The sequence below is a fragment of the Corallococcus carmarthensis genome, assembly GCF_003611695.1.
In the GTDB taxonomy this organism is placed as follows: domain Bacteria; phylum Myxococcota; class Myxococcia; order Myxococcales; family Myxococcaceae; genus Corallococcus; species Corallococcus carmarthensis.
Window position 1 is genome coordinate 13,570 of sequence record NZ_RAWE01000083.1, and the last position, 22,782, is coordinate 36,351.

The 22,782-nt window shown below is 68.2% G+C and carries 12 protein-coding genes and 1 pseudogene; 6 read left to right on the plus strand and 7 right to left on the minus strand.

Going from position 1 to position 22,782, the window contains the following annotated elements:
• The first annotated feature begins 40 nt into the window (after window positions 1-40).
• From D7X32_RS22010 to D7X32_RS22020, 3 genes are all read left to right on the plus strand, one after another.
• On the plus strand, window positions 41-958 hold the full coding sequence (locus tag D7X32_RS22010; protein ID WP_120604535.1) for an ABC transporter ATP-binding protein: 918 nt from the start codon (window positions 41-43) through the stop codon (window positions 956-958).
• A gap of 13 nt (window positions 959-971) precedes the next feature.
• Window positions 972-1,727, plus strand: a complete 756-nt coding sequence (locus D7X32_RS22015; RefSeq protein WP_120604536.1) for an ABC transporter permease — start codon at window positions 972-974, stop codon at window positions 1,725-1,727.
• A 76-nt stretch (window positions 1,728-1,803) separates the two neighbouring features.
• On the plus strand, window positions 1,804-2,817 hold the full coding sequence (locus tag D7X32_RS22020) for an ABC transporter substrate-binding protein (RefSeq protein WP_120604537.1): 1,014 nt from the start codon (window positions 1,804-1,806) through the stop codon (window positions 2,815-2,817).
• 16 nt (window positions 2,818-2,833) lie between these two features.
• Here the strand turns inward: D7X32_RS22020 and D7X32_RS22025 are convergent, their stop codons facing one another.
• Window positions 2,834-3,268 carry a hypothetical protein gene (locus D7X32_RS22025; protein WP_120604538.1) on the minus strand — a complete coding sequence of 145 codons (435 nt, stop codon included), beginning with the start codon at window positions 3,266-3,268 and terminating at the stop codon, window positions 2,834-2,836.
• Between the two features lie 204 nt (window positions 3,269-3,472).
• Here D7X32_RS22025 and D7X32_RS22030 point away from each other — a divergent pair, with 204 nt between their 5' ends.
• On the plus strand, window positions 3,473-4,456 hold the full coding sequence (locus D7X32_RS22030) for an NYN domain-containing protein (RefSeq protein ID WP_120604539.1): 984 nt from the start codon (window positions 3,473-3,475) through the stop codon (window positions 4,454-4,456).
• A gap of 51 nt (window positions 4,457-4,507) precedes the next feature.
• On the opposite strand, the gene D7X32_RS22035 is transcribed toward D7X32_RS22030, so the two are convergent.
• A complete protein-coding gene (locus D7X32_RS22035) occupies window positions 4,508-6,550 on the minus strand; it encodes a PilZ domain-containing protein (RefSeq protein ID WP_120604540.1) in 2,043 nt (680 codons plus the stop codon).
• 423 nt (window positions 6,551-6,973) lie between these two features.
• Between D7X32_RS22035 and D7X32_RS22040 the strand changes: the two genes are divergently transcribed.
• Window positions 6,974-7,462 (plus strand): YkgJ family cysteine cluster protein, encoded by a 489-nt coding sequence (locus D7X32_RS22040; protein WP_120604546.1) that lies wholly within the window; start codon window positions 6,974-6,976, stop codon window positions 7,460-7,462.
• Between the two features lie 69 nt (window positions 7,463-7,531).
• Window positions 7,532-8,254 carry a hypothetical protein gene (locus tag D7X32_RS22045; protein WP_244239133.1) on the plus strand — a complete coding sequence of 241 codons (723 nt, stop codon included), beginning with the start codon at window positions 7,532-7,534 and terminating at the stop codon, window positions 8,252-8,254.
• Window positions 8,255-8,612: 358 nt separating this feature from the next.
• On the opposite strand, the gene D7X32_RS22050 is transcribed toward D7X32_RS22045, so the two are convergent.
• The 5 genes and pseudogenes from D7X32_RS22050 to D7X32_RS45510 form a co-directional block, all read right to left on the minus strand.
• A complete protein-coding gene (locus D7X32_RS22050) occupies window positions 8,613-8,918 on the minus strand; it encodes an immunity protein TriTu family protein (RefSeq protein WP_147450214.1) in 306 nt (101 codons plus the stop codon).
• Between the two features lie 12 nt (window positions 8,919-8,930).
• Window positions 8,931-15,125 (minus strand): TreTu family toxin, encoded by a 6,195-nt coding sequence (locus D7X32_RS22055; RefSeq protein ID WP_147450215.1) that lies wholly within the window; start codon window positions 15,123-15,125, stop codon window positions 8,931-8,933.
• Between the two features lie 108 nt (window positions 15,126-15,233).
• On the minus strand, window positions 15,234-20,108 hold the full coding sequence (locus D7X32_RS22060; RefSeq protein ID WP_120604543.1) for a PA14 domain-containing protein: 4,875 nt from the start codon (window positions 20,106-20,108) through the stop codon (window positions 15,234-15,236).
• A 444-nt stretch (window positions 20,109-20,552) separates the two neighbouring features.
• Window positions 20,553-22,451 carry a ribonuclease R family protein gene (locus tag D7X32_RS22065; RefSeq protein ID WP_120604547.1) on the minus strand — a complete coding sequence of 633 codons (1,899 nt, stop codon included), beginning with the start codon at window positions 22,449-22,451 and terminating at the stop codon, window positions 20,553-20,555.
• Window positions 22,452-22,486: 35 nt separating this feature from the next.
• Window positions 22,487-22,782: pseudogene (locus D7X32_RS45510) on the minus strand (hypothetical protein); the annotation flags it as partial.

Below are 22,782 nucleotides of genomic sequence, written 5' to 3' on the forward strand. Positions count from 1 at the left end.
CGCCTGTGCGACCTTGGGGCAGATGAATAGGTTGTGGCGAATGCTTCGACGCCTCATCGAGCGGATGCGGGGCCTGCGCCAGGCGGCGCCCCACCTCCTGCGGCCCGCGAACGTGAACGCGGACCGGGCGAAGATCTCCATCGCCCAGCTGGACCACCACTACGCCAACAAGGTCGTGGCGCTGAAGGACGTGAACCTCAACGTCCGCTCGGGGGAGTTCGTCTGCCTGCTCGGCCCTTCCGGCTGCGGCAAGTCCACGCTGCTCTACGCGCTCGCGGGCCACGTGGCGCCCACGGGCGGCAGCGTGGCCATTGACGGCAAGCCCATCCACGGGCCCGGTCCGGACCGGCTGTTGATGTTCCAGGAGGCCGCGCTGTTCCCGTGGCTCACCGTGCGCGGCAACATCACCTTCGCGCTGGCCGCCCGGGGCGTGCCCCGCGCCGAGCGCCGCGAGCGGGCGGACACCTTCATCCAGCGCGTGCGCCTGGAGGGCTTCGCGGACACGCTGCCCCACGAGCTCTCCGGCGGCATGAAGATGCGCGCCAGCCTCGCCCGGGCGCTCGCGGTGGACCCCACCGTGCTGCTGATGGACGAGCCGTTCGGCGCGCTGGACGCCCAGACGCGCGTGCACATGCAGGAGATGTTGCAGGCCATCTGGCTGCGCTCCGGCAAGACGGTGGTGTTCGTCACCCACGACGTGCAGGAGGCCCTGATGCTGGGCACGCGCGTGGTGCTGATGGCGCCCCGCCCGGGCCGCGTGGTGGAGGACCTGGAGATCCACCTGCCCATGCCGCGCTCGCTGGAGGACCCGTCCCTGGACGCCATGGCGCGCGACATCCGCCACCGCCTGCGCGCCTCGGAGGGCGCCGCGCTGGAGGCCCCGCCCGCGGAGCCCCTGAGCCGCCGCACGCGCACGCCGTCCAGCATGCCTCGCACGAGCATCGTGACCGGCCGTTAGAGGGGACACCACCATGCTCAAGTGGGCGCAGAAGCTGGGGATGATCGCGCTGCTCTTCGCGCTCTGGGAGGTGCTGTCGCGCTCGGGCATCTGGAACAAGCACCTGTTCCCCGGGCCGCTGGAGGTGGTCCAGGCGCTCATCGCCATGGCCCGCGACGGGCAATTGGGCGGCGCCACGCTGCGCTCGCTGGGCCGGCTGATGCGCGCCTATCTCATCTCGGTGGCCATCGGCGTCCCGCTGGGGCTGCTCATCGCGCGGCTGGCCTTCTTCCGCAACGCGGTGAAGCCGGTGGTGATGGGCCTGCAGGCCCTGCCCTCCATCTGCTGGCTGCCGCTGGCGCTCCTGTGGTTCGGCCTCAACGACAGCGCCATCCTCTTCGTGGTGGTGATGGGCAGCGTGCTGGGCATCTCCATCGCCACCGAGGACGCGGTCAACGGCCTGGACCCGCAGCTGGCCCGCGTGGCGCGGACCCTGGGCGTGCGGGGCCTGCGCTTCTACTTCGGCGTGCTGCTGCCCGGCGCGCTGCCTGGCATCGTCACCGGCCTCAAGCTGGGGTGGAGCTTCGCGTGGCGCGCGCTGCTCGCGGGCGAGCTGCTCTTCGTCTCCGGCGGTCTGGGCCAGCTGCTCACCATGGGCCGCGAGCTGATGGACGTGTCGCAGGTGATGGCGGTGATGCTGGCCATCATCCTCATCGGCATCACGGTGGACCGCGTCCTCTTCCAGACGGTGGAGACGCGCCTGAGGCGCCGGTGGGGGCTGACGGCCTAGCCGTGTGAGCCCAAGGACGCTTTCGCCCTCACGGGCATTGATAACAGGCGGGGATTCGCCATTAGCGTGACGCACCATGTCTTCCGCGCGTCCGCTGTCCCTGCTGCTCGGCCTCTGCGTCCTCCTGTCCGGCGTCTCCTCCTGCAAGAAGGACACGCCGTCCGGTGCCAACGCGCCCCTGCGCGTGGCCTTCTTCCCCAACATCACGCACGCGCAGGCGTTGGTGGCGAACTCGGAGGGGCTCTTCGGGTCGCAGCCCGGCATGGGCCACGTGGAGGTGCGGCAGTTCAACGCGGGCCCCGCCGCCATGGAGGCGCTGGTCGCGGGCTCCGTGGACGTGGCCTACGTGGGCCCGGGACCCGCCATCAACACGTACCTCAAGGCCGGCAAGGAGCTGCGCATCATCGCGGGCGCGGTGAATGGCGGCGCGGTGCTGGTGGTGAAGAACGCGAAGACGGCAGCGGAGCTCAAGGGCAAGAAGCTGGGGACGCCGCAGCTGGGCAACACGCAGGACATCGCCCTGCGCACCTGGCTGAAGGCCCAGAAGCTGAGCATCACCACGGACGCGGGCGGCGACGTGCAGGTGATTCCCATCAGCAACCCGGACATCCTGGGCCAGTACCTCCAGGGCGCCATCGAGGGGGCGTGGGTGCCCGAGCCCTGGGGCGCGCGCATGCTCGCCGAAGGGGGCGGTCACATCCTGGTGGACGAGCGCGACCTGTGGCCGGACAAGCGCTTCCCCACCACGGTGGTGGTGACGACGAAGAAGACCCTGGAGACGCAGCGGTCGCGCATCGCGGCGCTCCTGCGCATCCACGTGCAGCTCACCGAGCGCTGGCGCGCGGACCCGGCGGCCTTCGCCACGTCGGTCAACTCCGCCTTCGGTCAGCTCACGCGCAAGCCACTGCCGGGGCCCGTGCTCCAGGACGCCTTCTCCCGCCTGGAGCCGAGCCTGGACCCGGTACCCGCCGCGCTGAAGACGTCCGCCGAGCACGCGAAGGCGCTGGGGTTCATCCCCAGCGACGACATCGCGGGGCTCGTGGACCTGAGCGTCCTGGACGAGGTGCGCGGCGGCACGAAGCCGAACTGAGGGCGCGCGGCCGGCCCTACTTCTGCTTCTCACCCTGGAGGGACAGGGCCACGTTTTCCGTCTTGCCCTCCACCTGGTAGACGGCCAGGACCTCCTGCCCCTTCTGGGGCAGCTTGGTGATGCGCAGGGCGCTCATGTCCAGCGGCACCACCGGCCCGGACACGTCCTTCACATACAGCATCAGCCCGTCCTGCTTCACCACCGGCCCGTTGACCTGCTGCATGCGATCCGGATCCGGGGTGATCTGCCGCACGGCGTCTCCCTGGGTGATGAAGCTGGGGGACGTGGTCCGGACGCTTTCCGCCACGTTCGCGGGACTGGTGCTCGCGGGCTCGGTGTACGTCGACGGCATCTGCCCGGATTGGTCGCCGTCCTTGGTGACCGTGGGCTCACTCGCCAGGGCGGGACCCGCGAACAACAAGAGACCGAGCGTCGGCGCGGTCCACGCCATGGCTCGCCAACGTCTGGGGAATCCGTGCATCATGGTTATACCTCCGTGTCACGGGGGCGCTGCCCCCGGGGTCACCTCCCAACGTAGGGTGGGCAGCACTGAATGTTCAGCGGCGGAACACGGACCGTGCGCGCGGCAGCGTCCCCACAGTAGGGTGGAGCGCACGCGAGCCAAGGACCGCTCGCACACGAATACGAGGCACCTTTGGCTGGACGTACCGACGAGCAGCACCGCATCGCACTCTTCATCGACTTCGAGAACCTGGTCACCAACACCGGCATCAGCGCCAGCCAGTTCGACCTGCAGCCCGCGCTGGACCAGCTGCTGGAGCAGGGCAAGGTCGTCTTCCGCCGCGCCTACTGCAACTGGTCGCGCTTCGAGGACGCGAAGCAGCGCCTGCATGACGTGGGCGTGGAGCTGGTGGACGTGCCCCCCTCCACCCGCGCCGGCAAGAACAGCGCGGACATGCGCCTGGTCATCGACGCGCTGGAGCTGTGCTACGCGCGCGAGCAGATCGACACCTTCGTCATCGCCTCCGGCGACAGCGACTTCTGCCCCCTGGCGTACAAGCTGCGTGAGAACGGCCGCACCGTCATTGGCCTGGCGGTGAGGGAGGCCAGCTCGCAGATGTTCGTGCGGGCGTGCGACCAGTTCATCTACATGAAGCCCAAGCACAAGGGCGACGGCTCCCACAAGGACAAGGACCGCGACCACGGCGGCCGGGGCAAGGGCGACGAGGGCAAGGGCAAGCGGGGCGGGAAGGGCCACGACAAGGGCCACGAGGGCAAGGGCTCCAAGGAAGGCGCCGAGTCCAAGGGCGGCAAGCCCAAGGCGGAGGTGCCCGCCGTCGCTCGCGAGGTGGTGCTGAGCCTGCTGCGCCGCGCGACCGGCCCGCTCAACCCGTCGCTCGTCAAGGAGACCATCGTCCGCAAGGAGCCCGACTTCGACGAGCGCGACCACGGCTTCTCCACCTTCGCGCGGCTGCTGGAGGCGCTGGAGCAGGAAGGGCTGCTGCGCCGCATCCAGCAGGGGCGCCAGGGCTACATCGTGGGCCCGGACTCGGACATCGGCGCTCCGGCGCCCGAGGGCAAGAGCGGCAAGGGACGCCACGCCAAGGCGCCCGCCCCGGTGGAGGAAGAGGAAGAAGAGCTGGAGTCCTACCCGGACCCGGACGACGAGGGGCTGTAGTCAGCCCTCCCGTCTCCTAGCTCCGTTGGAGCCAGGAGCTGCGAGCCGCCACTACGCCGCGCGCGGCGTGGTGGACTCGCAGAGGTGCTCCAGGAACTCCGGCAGCAGGCGGGCGGACATCACCCACAGCTTGCCGTCGCCCAGGTCCGCCAGCGACACGCGCTCCGCGTACTCCACGCAGGCGGCCTCCACGTAGTGGACGAACACCTTGCGGTCGCGCGCGCGGTACCACTCCGCCGCCTGACCCAGCAGCGCCACGAACGCGTCCTGCACCTCCGGCCGCGTGTCGTCCTCCAGCGGCACCAGGCGCACGCCGTCCAGCACGTTGAAGAGGTTGAGGCCCGGCTGCGCGGACTCGAACACCGCGAAGGCCACGGCGCGGCCCTCGTGGCGGGCCACCACCAGCTCGCGCTCGCGGGACAGGCCGGCGTCACCCCAGCCGGTGCGCGTGGTCTCCAGGTCGAAGCGCTCCGGCACCAGGTCCAGCGCCTCGCGGTAGGCCTCCGGGCGGGTGCTGGCCACGCGGGCGAAGAAGCTCGCGCGCTCCTCCTGCGTGGGCGCGCCCACCGCGACGTTCGCGGGCTTCGTCCAGGTGCCGTCCACCTCGCCCTCCATCAGGCGGAAGGGCACGAGGCACGTCTGGCCGGTGTCCGCGTACCAGGTGGCGAAGTCGAACTTCGTGTAGCGCACCCAGCGCACGTTCGCCTCGCAGTAGGCGAAGAACCACTTCACCTCCGGGTCCGCCTGCGTGGGCTCGTAGCCGCGCAGGTAGATGTCGCGCAGGGCCTCGCGCGCGGTGGAGCGGCTGCCCGGGGGCTGGTGCCGCGCCAGCTGGTGCGCCATCCAGCTGCCCGCGTAGGGCTTGAGGACGGACAGCGTGGCCTCCATGCCGTCCTCCGCGGGACGCACCACGCGGTAGCCCAGCAGCGGCGCCTCCTGGAGCTTGTCCTGCGTGCGGGAGAACTGGTCGCGCAGGCTGGTGAACTTCTCCGGCTCCTTGCCGGGGAGGCGGAAGTAGCCGGAGCGCTCGAAGAGCTTCCACGTGGCGTCGTTCCAGTCGCCCTCCACCTGGGTGGTGGGATGGGCCTGGGTCTCCACCAGCGCTCGCCACGCGCGAGCCCCTTCCGCGTCCAGGGGCCGGACGCTCACGCCGCAGCGGCGGCCGTGGGGCGTGCTGGAGATGTTGCGCACCTCCGCGCGCAGGCGCACCGGCGCGTGGCCGTCCAGGGCCACCTCCATCACCGGCAGGCGCAGGCCCGGGTACATCAGGTCCTCGCCGGGCTCCGTGAGGAAGGACAGGCCTTCGTAGGAGACGTCCAGCAGGCCACGGCGCACATGCACCTGGGGCCAGAGCGGGTGGTCGAACTCCAGCGTGCAGGACTCGCTGGCCTGCGTGCGGCGCAGCCACCGGTGGCGGAAGCGCACCAGCGACGTGGGCGCCGGCATCACCAGCAGGCCTCCCTCCATGCGCGCCGCGTCCATCTGGAAGTGCACCACGCTGGAGTAGCCGAACGCCTCCAGGGTGAAGGGGCCCGGGGGGAGCGTGCCGTGCAGGTTCCAGCCGAACACGTCCTGGAGCGGCTCGAAGAAGGCGGCGGTGACCTCCGCCACGGCCTGGCCGTCGCGCGAGCGCAGGACGCCGCGGGCCTGGCGGGACGCGAGCGCTTCGCAGATGCGCGCGACGCGGTCCGCGCGGTCAATCTGTTCGCGCCACACGGGCCGCGTCTCCGGCGTGAGCAACAGGCCGTTGTCACGCAGCGACTCCAGCAGGCCCACGATGCGGCGGCCCGCGTCCAGCGGCGGCGCGACGAAGCGCAGGCTCACCTCCGGGCGCATGGCGTTGACGCCAATCACTTCCGCGTCCAGCGCGGTGGCCCACCGCTCGCCCTCACCCACCACCACGGACGCGGCCTGGCCCTTGCGAGGCACCGCGCGCGACTCCAGGTGGAGCGTGAGGTGTTCCAGTGACAGCTGCACCAGTCGCCCGGGGGAGAAGTCCGCGCCAAACGAAGCCGCCGCGCTGAGTTCCGTCCCCACCCGATATCCGAGGAGGGCTTCGCGGCCGGCCGGCGCGTCGTGAGTGTCCGTGTGCATGCGGGGGCTCCCTGATGTCCTACGGGGCATGATCCTACGACGTCCGAAGAAACTGTGTTGTCCCCAGTTACGCGTGACCCGGGGAACTCGGATTCCCACAGAGTGGAGATCATTCACCCCTTCTGCACTGGGACCTTCGGGCCGTGTCAGCGGCCACGCGCTGGACTGTCGCGCATTGGCTTCTCACTGCCGGAGAATTTCCATCACGGACAGGCGCATGGCCTTTTGAGACAGGTGCACACGTGTCCCTCCCCTCGGGTCGTGCGCACCCCATGAAATCCGGGTGATTCCGACACATGGAACACGAGGGACATGTCGCATGTCGGCTGGTGAGACATGGCATGCCTTGGAGGACGGAGGTCCGGGCGAACACACGTCGGGGATGACTCGCTCCCCCTCAAGGCGTTATCCCGCGTGCACGCCATGTCCTCCGCCCTGTCCACCCTCTGCCTCCACTGCGGCATGTGCTGTGACGGCACGCTCTTCACGCAGGTGCCGCTCCAGCCCGCCGAGGCGGAGGCCCTGCGCCAGCGCGGCCTGTCACTGAAGGTCAAGGAGGACGGCGCGGTGGTGCTGCCCCAGCGCTGCGCCGCGCTGGAGGGCCTGTGCTGCACCGTGTACGCGGAGCGCCCGGAGGCCTGCCGCCGCTACCGCTGCCAGCTGTTCAACGCGTTGGCGGAGGCAGAGGTGTCCTTGGAGGAGGCGAAGGGCATCGTGGATACCGCGCATGCGAAGGTGGAGGCGGTGGTGCGCGGGCTGGGTTCCGCTGACAGCGGACCGGGTTCCGCGATGCGGCAGGCGCGGGTGGCCGCGACCTCCGTCTCCTTGTCTCCTGAGACACGAGAAGCGCTGGCGCACGCGGAGGTGTACCTGGACAAGCACTTCCGGGGGCGCTTCCGCCGGTCGGGGTGAAAGCGCGTGTCCGGGGGCTCGGCGGGCGGCTAGCGTGGGCCGGCCCTACCTGACCGAGGTCCTGTTCCCGTGAAGACGTCCCTGCTGGCCGTGCTGTCCTCCGCCGTGTTGTTCACCGGTGTGCCTGCCGCTGCCCAGAAGAACGATGAGCCCGTGACGTCCGCGCAGGTGGACCTGGATGGGGACGGCAAGGCGGACGCGGTGTCGCTCCAGGCGGGGGAGGACGGGAAGTTCACGCTGAAGGCCGGCGGTGCCACGTTGCAGGGCAACGCGTCCGGCAACGAGGTGCGTGGCTTCACGGTGGTGGACCTGGACACGAGCGATAAGTGGAAGGAGTTGCTGGTCCACACGCTGGGCGACATGGACGATGACCACCGCTTCTTCCTCTATGGCTACGACGGCAAGGCGTTGAAGCCGCTGGGGGACGTGCGCGCGCTGACGGAGGCGAAGGGCAACGGCATCGTCCTGGTCGATACGTGGATGGGCTTCTGGCAGAAGCGCGACAAGTACACGCTGGACCGCAAGGCGTGGAAGCTGGTGCACGTGCCGCAGGAGCTGTACGCGGTGGGCGTGGAGGCCACGGTGAAGAAGTCCTTCCCGCTGGCGCAGGGCCGCACGGGGTCCGCGGTGGTGGCCACGACAGCGCAGGGCACGAAGGTGCAGGTGCTGGCCGCGAGCGTCCCCGCGAAGGGGGAGGTCCTGTACCTGGTGAAGTCGTCCACGGGATTGCTGGGCTGGGTGCCCGGCAACGTCCTGGTGGAGTCCACGGACGGGCTGCCGCTGGCGGGATGAGTCACTCCGTCTCAGAATCAGAGTCGCCTCGCCCCTTCATCTTCTCCGCGTAGGCCTCCAGTTCATCGTGCAGCGGCTCCGCCGCCTTGACGGTCCGAGCCCAAAGAGGGTGGCCTGCGACCGTGAACTTCGCATCACTGATGGACAGGACATAGAGGCGAGGATGGCATTGATGGCGGCATCCAAGGCATCCGAGTCCAGCAGGACTTCGCGCGCCACATAACCTCCCCTGCCGTGCTGAAGAACCCAACATGGCCCGCGCCATCACACGCGAGCCAGTTGAATTCGTATCCCTGGAGGTCTTGCACTGACTTCGCGCCCATCTGGGACCTCCAGGGTACAAGCAGGTGCACGCACCTTAGCCTTCGCGAAATTCCTTCATCCAATTCACAAGCCCATTGAGCAATGACACCAAGCTGTCTCTCTGGAGCCCTTCATGATGTTGACACATCACTTGCTCACTGGTCGCGACGCTGAGGCTTTCGATGTCACAGAGCCCATTCTCCCAGAGCGAGACACGTGAAAGTATCAGCTCGGACTGAAGATCGATGTAGGCGCTCTCGGCCCCTCCTTCGAAGAACTCCACCTTGACTCCCTTGCTGGCGAGCGCCTGCTCCTGTTCGGCGCACCAGGAGCGAAGGACATCAACCAATCCCGTTTTCATAGGCTTCACCTCTCAGAAGAAGAGCTTCGTTGCCGCATGGAAGATGTTCTCTGCGTCTGGAATCACGGGAAGGGGTAGGCCTTTCTGCGCGGCCAACCGTCCTTCCGGTGTCTTGGGTCCAATGATTCTCGCCCATCCTTGCTGCGTGGGCTTGATGGTAGACATGGGTACATCGAACTCGACGTAGAACGAGCCCGGCCTCGCCTGGCTCATGTATGCCTGCGGGTTCGCGGGATAGGCGACATAGGTCGTTCCCGTGAAACTCTCCTGGACCTTACCCGTCGCCTGCATTGCCTTGTACTCCGCCTCCGACATCCACCGACTGACACGGGCCATCCCCGAGTTCGGAGCAGGTGGGACCCCTCCAGAATACACACTGGTGTTGTGGACCCACGTCCCCAGCGTGCCGACGAAGTAGGTATGGGCCTGTTCGACCTCCAGGTTGTAGACCGTCTCTGACTGAGCGGACTGCGCGAGGGCCTGAACCCGCACGCCCACTCCACCGGCCGTCACGAGTGCATCTCCCACTTCCAGGTCCTGCGCCTTCGTCCAGCCCTGGCCCTGAACCCAGAAGGGGTGCTCGGCCGTCGTGCCCAGCGTCTCCACCGTTCCGTCCGAGGCCACCACCTCCACCCGCAGCACCGCCCGGTGCGGCTTGATGAAGGTACGCGTCACCGGATGCCAGCCAGGAACCTGCGTCTCCTCGTCCCAAGCCCAGACCTGGTCACCCACGGCCACTGACTCGATCGGCCTCGGTCCTTCCGACGTCAGCACCACTGTCCCGGCGACGAAACACCCTCCCTTCACCGACGCCAGCTCGGCATCGGTGAGTGTCCTCATGGATTCAGGCTTGGCAGCCGCATTTGCCGCCCTCATTCCCGAGGCGACCCGGCCTTCCATTGAAAGCTCCGCGCTCATCGCCGCGGAGGACTGCCCCATCCGTGCGAGTGTAAAGGCAAACAACGTCTGGACCGACCCGTTCAGAGCCTTGTCATAATCCCCCTCCCAGAATCCGGAGGTCGCGACGTAGGTCCCATTGCCGATATCAACGAACCCCTGCCCAATGTATGCCGACACCACGATCGCACCGTTGAGCACGCTGAGGACGCCCGCCGCCGTGGCCGTGCCGTAATTGCCGTGGCTCCACTCCTGCATCGCCATGTGATCAAGGGCGGCACCCTGCGCCAGCGGCTGCGCCATGCAGTCGAACCCCTTCTCCTGGCTGACCGCGCACCTGCCACTCGGGTCCGTGAACCCCGTCGGGTTGCCCCGCGCGTACGAGTACAGGTTGCACTCGCCGGGGCTCCCCAGGCACATCTCCGGTGACTCCAGGAAAAGGCCGTCCGGCGTGAGGAATTGGCCCAGCGTGGCGTCGTAATCACGGACGCCCATGCGGATGACGCCCAGGTCCGCGTCGTAGCCCTTCTGCACGAACTCGATCGCGGCGGAGACATCCGGATGCGAAGCGCGGTTGCCGTACGGCGACGCCACGAACGGCGCACCCGCCGTGTCCGTCAGCAGCGTGCCCCGCGTGTCCGCCGCCAGCGGCTTGAACACCCCCTGCTGGATGACGCCCACCAGCTGACCGGCGAAGTGTACCGGCAGCGTGAGGCCCGTCGCGTCCAGGTACTCCCCCGCCTCCAGGTACGCGGCCACCGGCACCGTGCCCTCGCGCTTGAGGATGCGCTGGCCCGTCTCGTCGTAGAGGAAGTGCCACTGCGTCGTGCCACGCGTCGCCGTGGCCACGTGCCCGTTGGCCCCGTACGTGAGCTCCAGGTCCCCCTTCGTCGCCGCCCGGCCCAACGCATCGAACGTGTACGTGACGTTGCCCGCGGTGAGCGTGTTGCCCGTGCGCGTCACCGCGCGCGACGTGCCGTTCTCCTCGATGGACGTGGGCAATCCCTCGGGCGCATAGCCATACGCGTAGCTGTCATGCGCGTCCTGCGCCTGCGTGAGGAAACCCTGCGCGGAATACGCGTAGTCGCGCTGCCAGACCTGCGAGCCCACCGTGAAGTCCTCGGACTCCACCAGGCCGCGGGCGTTGAACCGCTGCGCCGTCGCCGTGCTCCACGTGGCCGTGGACTGCGTCTGCGTCACCCGGCGCCGGGTGAAGGCGTCGTAGCCGAAGCCCACGTGCGTCCCGCCAGTGAAGTCCACCGACGACACCCGTCCCTCGCCGTCATACGCCAGCGAGGCCCACGGCGCCGGCGCCGTGGCACCCGTCCCCAGCCAAGCCTCGTGCAGCCGCCCGTACGCGTCCAGCTTGTACGCCTGCGTGTCGGACGACAGCACGGCGCCGTTCGCATGCTTCACCACGGTGGTGGTGCTGGAGACATCCCCCGCGTCGTTGTACGCCAGCTGTGACTGGATGGTGCGCCAGCCCGTCAGCTCCAGCGTCCGCGACGTCAGCTTGCCGTCCTCCCGGTACGTGAAGGTCTTCACGTAGCCGTCACCCGACACGGCCGTGAGCATCCCCTTCTGGTCCAGCTGCGGCCCGCTCGAGGGCGAAGACCCGTCGTGGAAGTAGCGGTACACCTGCGCTCCAACGCCCGAAGCGCTGTGCGTCTCCTTGGAAGCCCGGCCCAGCGAGTCGTATTCGAACGACATCTGGCGCTGCGCCACTCCCGCCGGAGACAGAAAGCGCTTCTGGGTGAGCTGCCCCGTCGTCGCGTCGTACGCGTATTCGACGGTGGCGATGCCCTGGCGCACCAGCCGGCTCACGCGGCCATGTCCGTCGAACTCCACATGGTGGGTCGCGCCGTCCGGCATGACTACCTCCCGCAGGCGCCCGGACGCGTCGTAGTGGTACCCGTAGCGGGTGTGGGCCTCGTCCTCCTGGAAGAGCACGCGCTTCGCCGCGTCCAGCGTGCGGCTGGCGGTGAAGGTCCCGTTCTCCACGGCCGTCTGGGTCAGCGCTCCCGCCTCGAAGCCGAGGCTCGTCGCCATCTGCTTCTCCACGCCCTCGTGGAAGGCGGTGGTGTTCGCCACGTCATGGCCGAAGGCGGACGCGCTCTGGAAGGCCACCTGCCGGGCTCCCTGAAGCAGCGCCGCGTAGTCCATGCCCTGCATGTCCACGGACGGCCCCATCGCCGGCCGCAGCAGCATGCGGAGCTCCGCGTGCGCTCCATCCCGGCGGCTCAGCCCCCCGAAGGTCCAGCCCTCCGGAATCCGGTTCGCCGTGGTGAGCGCATCACCCGAGGCCGTGACGTACTCGATGGACTCCCGCACCGCCCCCTGTGAGCCATCCACCAGCATGGACAGTTGGAAGGATCCAGGCTTCGTCGCCGTGGCGTACTGATAGCCATAGGTCTGCTTGGGATTGAGCTCGGAACCGCCCAGGCTGTCCCATTCGCTGCTCAGCCGCTCCTGCCCGTCGTAACGGAAGTAGCGCCGGTAGGGCGTCCCGCCCCGATTCACCTCCAACGTCAGCACCGCGTCCGTCAGCGGATCGCGGTCCACCACCCGCGTCACGAACCCATCCGGCGCCGCCGTGCGCTGGAGCTGCCGCCGGACCGCGTCGTGGTGGAAATACGCCGTCCCCTTGCCCGGAACGGTGATGGACGCCAGCGACGCGTCCGGGTTGTACGCCACCTCCTGCAGCGTCAGCGTCTGGCCGCCCGCCACGCTGCGCACGGCCGTGACGAGCCCGCGTGAGTCGCGCTCCACCACCCCCTCATGGCGGAAGTCCATCCAGGGCTGCAGCGCATGCTGCCCCGTCAGCACCGTCCCGCTCTCCAGGCAGTGCAGCGCCGAGCCCAGCCCGGGCACCGACGCCCGCGTCCGCTCCGTGGTCACCGTTCCCTGCGCGGTCGTCGTCACCACCCGCGACGGGCAGACGTCCGCCGTGTAGGCCTCGTATTCGGTGGACTCCGAGACCCGCTGGATGTCCTCCGTGGAGCGCCAGCCCTGTTCCTGCGTCCGCGGCCGCTTCCAGGACACGCCCGCGAGTGACGCGTCCTCGTACTGGAGCACGGAGAACGTCTCCACCCGGGGCGCCTTGTCATCGTGCACGCGCGAGGACACCAGCAGGCCCGCGTTGTCGTCCTCGTTGAGGAAGGACATCTCCTCCAGGACGTGCGCGCCCTCACGAGACACCTGGCCGTAGCCCAGCAGGAACCTCCCCACCGAGTGCATCACCGGCTGCTCGTAGGTGTACCGGTAGGTCCTGGCTTCCTCCCCGCTGGCCCGCACCGTCAGGGTGTCCAGCACCGGCTGGCGAGCCCCCTGGTGAAGGGCCACGGGACTGCGGGCGTAGGTGAGCTCCAGCCGCGTTCCCTTGCCGTCATCCGCGGACTTCAGGAGCCCCGTCCCCGGGCGGTTCAGCGCCACGGAGCGGGCAAAGCCATTCTCCACGAAGAACAGCTCCGTGTTGCCCGTGCCCTCGAAGTCTTGCGCGACCGGGAAGCTGGAGTTCCAGGTCAGCAGCTCCAGCGCCGGGACGGGCACCTGCACCAGCCGCGTCCCGTCGTTCACCAGCAGCAGCGCCCCGTAGTAGCTGCCCGCGATGATGTCCTTCAGGCCGTCGTTGTTGACGTCCGTGAAGCTCAGCTCGAAGCCCGCGAGCGACACCTGCATGCCGTCCGGAAAGCGTGCTTCGTAGATGCGCGGCTCCGGCTCGAACTGGAACTGGCCCTTGCCCTCGTAGACGAAGAGGTCGTTGCCGTAGCGCACCACCAGGTCCGCGACGCTGTCCCCGTTGAAGTCATGCACCCAGGTGGCCTGGGGATAGACCTGCAGGTTCAGCGTGCCCGTCACCGGGACGTCCGCGAACGTGTAGCTCGTGGCCGTGCTCTGGTTGGGCAACACGCGATAGCCACCCGGATACACGTCAAGCAGGTCGGGCCGCTCGTCGCGGTTCAGGTCCACCAGGCGCGTGTTCGCGCCGGGGATCCAGTAGTCGTCGATCCAGCCCTGGTGCACCGGGTGCCCGTCCCGCTCGCACACCAGCAGTTCCGTCTTCGCCAGGTACGCGTTCCAGCCGAGCGACACCACCTGGTGGCTGTCCTCCTGGGGCCGCATCTTCGCGAGCATCCGGGGCAGGTTGTACGCCGAGGCCTCCGGCCGGCACTCGAAGCGCGCATCCGGCGCGAGCGCGGGCAGCGGCTCGAAGGTGTACCCCCCTGGCCCCTGACGGATGAGGCTGAAGTCCGCGCGGTGCTCCAGGTCCACCAGCCCGTCCTCGCCGTCGTCCAGCGGCGTGGATTCCGAGGGCAGGGCCACCCCTTCGGAGTACGCCAGCATCACGCTGTCGAACTTGGGAATGGCGCGCGCGGCCGCGGTCGGAAGGAAGTCCGCCGCGCTCTCATACGCGTACGTCACCACCGGTGTGGACTCGCCCGACGCATGCGTCCGCTGCACGGACTCCAGTTGGAAGGCGGGGCCCAGCGGGTCCTGGCGGTAGCCCAGCGCATGGCTCCAGCGCAGCGCGAACTGTCCCGTCACCGCGTCCTTGCTGCGCACCTCCACGCGCGACACGCGCCGGTCCAGCCGCAGCGCCTGACCGGAGCGCCAGTCCACGAAGGGCGTCGCCACCGGCTCATGGATGAAATCCACGCGCTCCTGGAAGTCGTCCCCCAGACCTCCGTAAAGGGCCGCCGTCAGGAAAAGGCGTCCGGAGTCATTCGCGGTCCACGTGAGCTGCGTCTTGTGTCCGGTGACGTCCGCCACCTGCGTGAGGTGCCACGCGTAGGTGCCGCGCACCGTCGACACGCGGGCACTGCCGCCGAAGGTCCAGCGGCTGCCGTCCGGGAGCACGGCCACCAGCGTGTCGCCCTGCTCCTGCATGCGCACGTGGCCCTTGAGGCCCACGGGGTACCACCACCCGTCCGTGCCCTTCACCATGCGGCCCCAGGGCCCGGTGAGGTCATCGGTCGCGTAATCCAACTCACCCAGGACCCGCGTGCGCGTCACCGCCAGCGACACGCCCCAGCCCTGGCCCCATTCCCCGATGCCTGCTTCCGGTGAGTAGGTGGGAAAGACTCCAGCCTGGAGGACGCCGCGCTCCGAGGGAGCGGCGAACGTGGAGGCCAGGCTGAAGCCGCCCCGGCTCACGTCCGCGGGCCCCAGGTCGGTGGCCGCGTACTGTCCCGCCAGGCTCCCGCGCGTGGGCGCACCCAATTGCGGCGCCTGCACCAGCGCATCATTGAAGGGCTGGGCGAACACCTGCCCACACCACAACCCGGCCATCAAAGCCAACATGCTTCGCATGACGAAATCCCATGAATAAAGTAAAGACAGACACTGAAAGAAGGCCCCGCCCGGGCTGCACCCACCGGACGGGGCCATGGACCGCTGTGACTGTGTTTCAGAGGCTGATTACTGGCAGCGCGCCACGCCTGGCGGCTTGATGCTGGAGGCTTCCTGCTTCGTCTCCACCCGGAAGACCACCAGCAGTTCCTGGATCTTGGCCAAAGGGCTGTTCGGGTTGATGGTGTTGGGCGAAGGCGGCACGTACATCTCCCGGAACGCGTCCAGGTTCACGTGGTAGGTGGTGAAGGGCGACAGGCCCTGCGCCACCACCGACGCGTTCAGGTAGTTCTCCAGCTTGGTGGCTGGTAGCCCCAGCGGATCCTGGAGGTTTCCGAACATCATCTGCACGGCAGGCGTCAGGTAGGACGCCGTGTTGAAATCGTACTGATACAGGGAGGACGCCGTCGGGAAGCGCATCGTCGGCGTCATGCCCACGGGAAGCGTGTACGGATCGTAGGGCGTCCCGCTTGGCAGGATCCCATAGAGCACCATGGTCCGGATGATGGGCGTCAGCTGGTTGCACGGCAGCAACTTCTGGCCACCCGACAGGCTGTAGATGTGTTCCGGCGTGAGGGTCAGCGTCGGGTTGCGGTTCGCCAGGATGTCGTCCCAGACCGACTTCGCCAGCGCGGGGTCCACCTTCCGGTAGATCGTGGAAGGCGTTACTCCCGGCTTCGGAATGCTGACGATGACGTCCAGCACCTGGCTCGACGGACCGATGATCCGCGTCGCCGCCAGACGCGTCTCCACGGCCCTCGCCGCGTCCTTCGCCGCCTGCGCCAGCAGGCTGATGTCCGTGTTCGTCGACGTGGGGTCGATCGCCGTGAGCGCCTCCAGCAGGCTGCGCTCCGAGGACGTGAAGTTCGTCAGCGTCTCCGGATGCATCAGCCGGATGGTGGGAGCCAGCCACTGCCCCATGACCTCGTCCAGGGCCTCCAGCTGCGCCCGCATGAACGTGCCATCCAGGTTCCGCAGGGCCCACACCGGGACCAGCGCGAGGAGCCGGGACTGGCCCTCCGTGCTCTCCCGTTCGGTCGCCAGCGCGTGATTCTCCAGCGCCGCCTGCCGCAGCTGCCGCTCGATGCTGATGAGCTCCACCTCACGCTCCACGTCGGTGAGCGCCTTCTCCACCCACGTTCCAAAGAGCGTGCGGAGGTTTTCCGGATAGGCGTTCAGGCTGGTGCAGTTGCAGCGCTGGTACACCTCGTTGAAGGCCTGGGTGCGCAGGCTGTTGATCTGGTTCGGCAGCAACCGGCCCTGGGCCGCGTAGGACCGGCCCACCTGCTTCACCTGCTCCAGCCCGGCGACCATCGCGGTGGTGACGAGCGTGGCTTCGTTCGTGAGCGGGCTCAGCTGCGCGATGCGGACGTCCAGCTGGGAGTCTCCCACCCAGGAAGCACACTGCGCGGTCTCCCCGGTGGCCTCGATGGCGGCGTCGTTGACGACCACGTAGAAGTCCGACTCCGCGGTCACCAGCACGGCCTTGGACGGAGACTGGAGCACCCGCACCGACCGGACGTTGGGACGGTTTGTCTGTCCCCGCACCATCTCCACCAGGAGCAGGCTGCCCACGGGCTCGTCCGGGAACGGCGCCTTGGGAGACCTCAGGCCACGCGCCACGGAGAAGGTCGAGGTCTTGTTGCTCCCACTGGAATCCGTCTGGTTCCAGGTCCGGTTCCACGTGGTCCCGGTCTCGCTCGACATGCAGCTGTTCACGCCCCCGAGGCCAATGCCATAGATGGAGAGATTGAAGCCGCCACAGAACGAATCCGTATTCGTCGCGTTGGAGAAGTTGCCCCGCGAGTCCAGGGTTTCCACTGACTTCGCGGTGTAGGTGCCCGCGGCTTCCACCACGCTGAACCCTTCTGGCCCCGTCATGATGGGGGACTGCCCGTTCCGCACCTTGACCAGGCTGCCATTGGGGCCCCCCGTCAAACCCAACGCGCAGGTCGGAGACCACGCTCCACCCACCTGGACGACGAGCTGGCTTCCCACGGAGGGCGAGACCTTGAAGACACCGCCCTGCCCGTTGGGATTCCGTTCCGCCAGGCCAATGACATCCGCGGCATCCGCGCCCTTGCGACCCTTGTTGTGGACGGCCAGGGAGTACTCGGCCTTCAGCAGGGTCTGTCCCTGCTCCGCGATGACCGGGAAGAGGGCCTCGAAGCCATCCATGAAGTCACCCATGCGGGCCTCCTCCACCGCCTGGCTCGTCCGCAGACCGTTGAGGTCCCGGTTGAGGGTCTTCACCTGCTCGCCCAGGATGAGGAGCTTGTTGTCGAGGCTGGCCTGGCCGTTCTGGCTCTGCATCTGCCCCAGCAGCCCCTGGACCGCCGCCAGCCGGCCCGCGTTATACGCCGTCACGCTCCCGTCGAGCTGCTGGAGGGTGGCGTTGAGCTGCGCGAGGATGTCCTCCTGCTTCTGCCGGTTGAGACCCACCTTGAGGGTGTGGTCATCCTGCGCGGTGAAGAGTCCATTGGCCGCGTAGCCGGTGCTGCGGGCCTTCGCGTCCCGGAGCATGGCCGTCAGGCCCATGGCGGAACCGGAGACCGGGTGGGTGTAGAGGGCGTCAGCGGTATAGGCGCCGGCCTGCAGCCCCAGCGCGTCCTCCACGGCCGTGCGGAAGGCCCCATGGCTCCCGCTCAGCTCCGAGAAGACCGACGTCCAGTCCGCGGAGACATGGACCGCCGAGGAGAGGCTCTGGTTGAAGGCCTGCGCGTCGTCGAGGTGCGCCAGGATGTTCCACAGCTCGCTCGTCTTCGTCGAGCGGGTGGCACAGGGCACGAACCGGCAGCCCATGTCATGCAGACGGCTCACCTCCAGCAGCCGTTCGTTCAGTCCCCGGAGCGAGTCCTCCAGGAGATACAGGAGCGGCGCACCCGTCAGTGGCGGATCCGACTCTCCGAAAGCCGCGAGCAGCACCTGGCGGTCCGCCACGAACCCATCCGTGAGGATCTTCGTGCGAACGATCTTGGCGTCCGCATCCGTGGCCGCCGTGAGTCCCAGGTCGTCCTTGATCCAGGCGCCCATCCAGAACGCCTTCATCACCTGGCTGGCCTCGGTCATGAGCTCCGCCGGCGGCGGGCTGTTCGACGGGAAGGAGGCACGCACTCCCCAGTACCAGTGATGGATGGCGGCGAGCTTCTCGCGCAGCTCCTGGATGCGGGCCTCGCTTCCCAGCGTCGTCGTCATCTCGGGCAGGCCCTTGAGCAGCAGCCGGGTGTTGATGTCTCGGAAGGCAGCCCGATACGCCGGGACGTCACAGCGGGAGGCGTCCAGCTCGCTGATCCACTGGGAGGTGGGGGTGCAGACGGAGGCGAGGCTTCCGGCCGCCGCCTTGGAGACGTTCGCATCCAACAGTCGCTGGCAGCGGGCCAGCATGGCCTGGACGTTGCTCGCCTCGGGGCAGCTTGCCTCGAGTTCGGGCAGCCCCGCGTTCGAGGCGCAGGTGTCGGAGGTGAAATTCTCGCTGTCGAAGTACTCTCCCAACAGGCCCTGACGCTGCTGGTCCGGCGTGAAGAGATTTGCGGAGGGGATGACCTTGATCGCGGTCTCGCCGGGCGGCTGCCACTTCAGGTGCACTTCCGCCGGCCCATAGCCGTCTTGATATTCCAGCTTCACGGCGTGGCGTCCCGCGCTCAGGGGGAGGCTCGCCTGGAACCAGGGGGCTCCCTGATAGCTGAACCGGTCCAACACCAGCTGACCGTCCACCCAGAGGCGGAGGCTTTCATTGCCCTGCTCCTGGAAGAGGTACGTGCCTGCCTGGGGGGCGTCCACGAACCCCGTCCACCGCACCGAGAAGGTGTTGGGCGACATGGAAGCGAACGGCGCACCCTCGCCCCAGGCGAAGTCGACGGTCGGGTCCTCGCGGAAGACGTGATTGGCGTCTGACTGGCTCAAGAACAGCGACACCACGCGGTCCTTGCGCGTCGCGAACCCACCGGCACGGTCTGTCTTGTTGAAGGAAGCATCATCGGCGTGCAGTTCGAAGAGCAGCTTGAGCGCGTTGATGAGCTCGAACTTCAGGGCCGGTCCGTCCACCCCCGCTGGGACAGGCGCGTCCAGTTGGTCCACCAGGAGGGTGTACTTGGTGTCCACCGCCGAGAAGGCGGTGTCCTCCGCCGTGAGACAGCGGGGACGGTTCGGGTAGGAGCCTGAGCGGATGTCCGCCTCCAGCTCGAAGTTTTCCTTCAGGTCGGCCAGGGAGATGCCCGGAGCCGAGTACTTCAAGCCCTTCCCGGGCTCCGCGTCACACGTGGCCGGGTCCGGCTCCATGCCGTGCGAGGGATCGCGGCAGTAGGTGTATTTCGGACGGCTGGGGTCCGGGCAAAGCACATCCTGCTTGCCGCACTCCGGATGCTGCCCGTGCAGGCCTTGCGTCACCACGTTTCCGATGGTGATGGTGCAGGCCTCCGTCCACGGCGTCACCGTGACAGAGGAGCTCCAGCCGCTGCCGCTAGACTGGGTGGTCCGGGGCGTTCCCAGGATGCGATTGCCGGCCGGGACGGCCGACACGATGTACAACTTGAACTTGGGATCTTCCAACGAGACCTGGGTGCCTTCCAGCTTCCGGGTCTTGAGCTCGTCGATCAACTGCTCGGCGCGAAGCTGGCAGGACTCGAGGTAGGTCGACGACGCGCTGTCGACGCAGGGAGGCTTGTTGGAATAGTCGCAATACGTCCTGGCTTCGTTCTGCCCCTTGGACCTCTGGTCTGAGTAGATGACCGTCGCTCGAATGGTGTAGTCGCAGGTCTTATCGACCTGACAGACCTTGTCGTAGTAGCCGTCCCCAGGGCACGCCGACGTGTTGCTCAGCTTGAAGCACTCGTCGCGGTACGCCCAGGGACCTGAGCAGACCATGTCCGGGCCCATCGGCGCGTTGGGCTGCTCCTCCAGGGGCACGGTCGGCCGGCAATTGGCGCCGTTCAGGGCCTGTTCCATCACCGCAGGGCTCGCCTGGGACGTTGCTTCCTCCTCGGAAGCACTTCCACATGCAGCCAGGAGTGCTGAGATTCCCAGCACCCAGACTCTTGAATATCTTCGCTTCATTGAATGGGTGTCACGTGGTGACACGCTTGCCGTAAACACAGTTGTACTCCCCCTCAGACAAGACACATGGCCTGCCCCGGACGGGGCAAACCCTCATCAACACCCTGCGATGGTGAAGCAATGGATGCGGAGCCCCCAGGCTCACGGCGATCCATTCGGGATGCGCCCGGCCGGGCAGCCCTTCAGGTCCAGTTGTTCAGTGTCCTGAGTTCACGAGCAAGACGGGTGCCAACCCACTTCCGGCTCCAGGGGACGGCATGCACCGTCCCCGAGCCTGGATGCTCGTCCGAAATGGCGGATGCCCCCCTGCCGCGTCCGCTCTGGGGGGCGCCGGGCCTACTCGACCAGGGCGAACTCCACCCGGCCCAGTTGCTCATCCGTGGAGACGACCTTCACGGTGATGGGCATGCCCACGGTGAAGGTCCGCGTCTTGCCCACCATGGACAGCTCGCGCGCGTCCGGACGGTAGGGGCCACCGGCGAGTCCTTCCGCCGGCACCATGCCCTCCACCCACATGCCATCCAGTTGAGCCACGAGGCCGAAGGGCTTCACGCGCACGATGCGCGCGGGGAACTGCTGCCCGATGCGCGTGGACATGAAGCGCGCTTCCAGCTCGTGGTGGCGGTCCACCTCCGCGCGGTTGGCGGAGCGGGCGCGCACATTGATGTGCTGGGAGAGGCTTTCAATCTCCGGGTCCTCGTGCACGAAGTCGCGGCGGCCGTGGAGGTACGCCTTGATGAGCCGGTGCACGGCGAGGTCCGCGTACCGGCGGATGGGCGACGTGAAGTGCAGATACAGCTGCGCGGCCAGTCCGAAGTGCGGGCCCGGCTTCACGGTGTAGCGGGACGGTCCCAGCGAGCGGCGCAGCACGGAGCGCAGCGCGGCCTCCGCCTTCGCTCCGGCGATCTGCCGGTCGAACGCGGCCAGGGCCAGCGGGGTGAGCTGCGCGCCGAAGCCCGCCGCGAACCCCGAGTGCAGCGCGAACGCGTTCACGTCCGCCACGCGCTGCGGATCCGGCTGTTCGTGCACGCGATACACGGTGGGCACGCCACGGGTCATCAGCCAGGAGGCGATGGCCTCGTTGGCCGCGACCATGAAGCGCTCAATCATGTTGTGCGCGGAGGTGTCCTTCTCCCCGGCGAGCCCGGACACGGCGCCGGTGGCGGTGTCGAAGGTGAAGCGCGCCTCGTCGCGGGACATGGCCATACCGCCGCGGGCCGCTCGGGATACGGCGAGCCGCGCGGACGCCAGGCGGAACCAGGGCATCGCTTCGCGCACGGGCTCCATGGCGGGGGACACGGTGCCTTCATTGAGGAAGTCCGCGACCTCGTCGTAGTTCAGCCGCGCCCAGGAACGGATGAGGCTTTCATAGACATCCGCGGCGGTGACGCGGCCGTCGGGGTCGATGCGCAGCTCAACGGTGAGACAGTGGCGCTCCTCGTTGGGGACCAGGCTGAGCCAGTGCGAAGACAGCTCCTCCGGCAACATGGGGAGCACGCGGCCGGCCAGGTAGACGCTGGTGGCTCGGGCGCGGGCCTCCAGGTCCAAGGGAGTGCCCTCCTTCACGGACTCGCTCACGTCCGCGATGGACACGAGCAGGCGCAGGGCGCCGTCGGGGCCGGCGGGCAGCACGGAGATGGCGTCGTCGATGTCTCGGGTGGAGGGCGCGTCCACGGTGACGGTGGGGATGGAGCGCAGGTCTCGCCGGGCTCCGCCCAGGGCGTGAGGCGTCTGCTTGGCGCGGAGGGCTTCTTCAACGACCTCCGGAGGGAAGTCCCGGTGGAGGCCGTGGCGGGCAATGACGCGCTCCAGGGAGCGGTCCGCGCCGGGCTCCAGGCGGTACAGGAGGACGACCTTGCCGTCCGCGATGCGGGCGACGACGGCGTCATTGTGCTGGACGGAGGTGGTGCCCGGGTCCAGGGGCCAGTCGGTGTTGGAGACCTCCTTGTCGATGCGCAGGAAGAAGGCACCCTTGCGCGACACGACCTCGCCGTAGACGACGGTGCGGGTGCGCTCCACGAGCGACAGGCCAGACGCGGTCCACCGGCCCTCGCCGGAGGCGGTCACGGTGGCGGAGACGACGTCGCCCGCGAAGAGGGGGTTCAGGTCCGGAGGAGGAATGAAGGCGGACAGCACCTCCGGGGTGCCGGGCTTCTGTACGGTGAGGAAGCCGAAGCCACGGGGATGTACATCGACGCGGCCGGTGACGGTGCGCGGGGAGGCGGAGGTGTCCATGTCGGCGCCGTGCTTAGCCCACGGCGGGACGAACGTCACTGGAAGCCAGGGGGCTTGCCGCTGTCTGTCTTCAGCCGTGCTCCCGGGTTCAGCTCGAACACGAGCCCGAACTGCCAGAGGCTGATGTGCTCCAGGAAGAGGATGTTGTAGTAGTCCTGCCCTCGCACGTACCTCGCGAACACTCCGAAGCCGGAGGCCCAGCGGGGATTCGCCGCCGCTTCCACGCTCAACGTGCCTCGCTGAGCCGGCGTCTCCCCGAACGGATGCGAGTACGCCCCTTCCAGCCGGAAGCGGTTCCCGTTCACCGCGCGCTCCCCCACCAACCCCACCC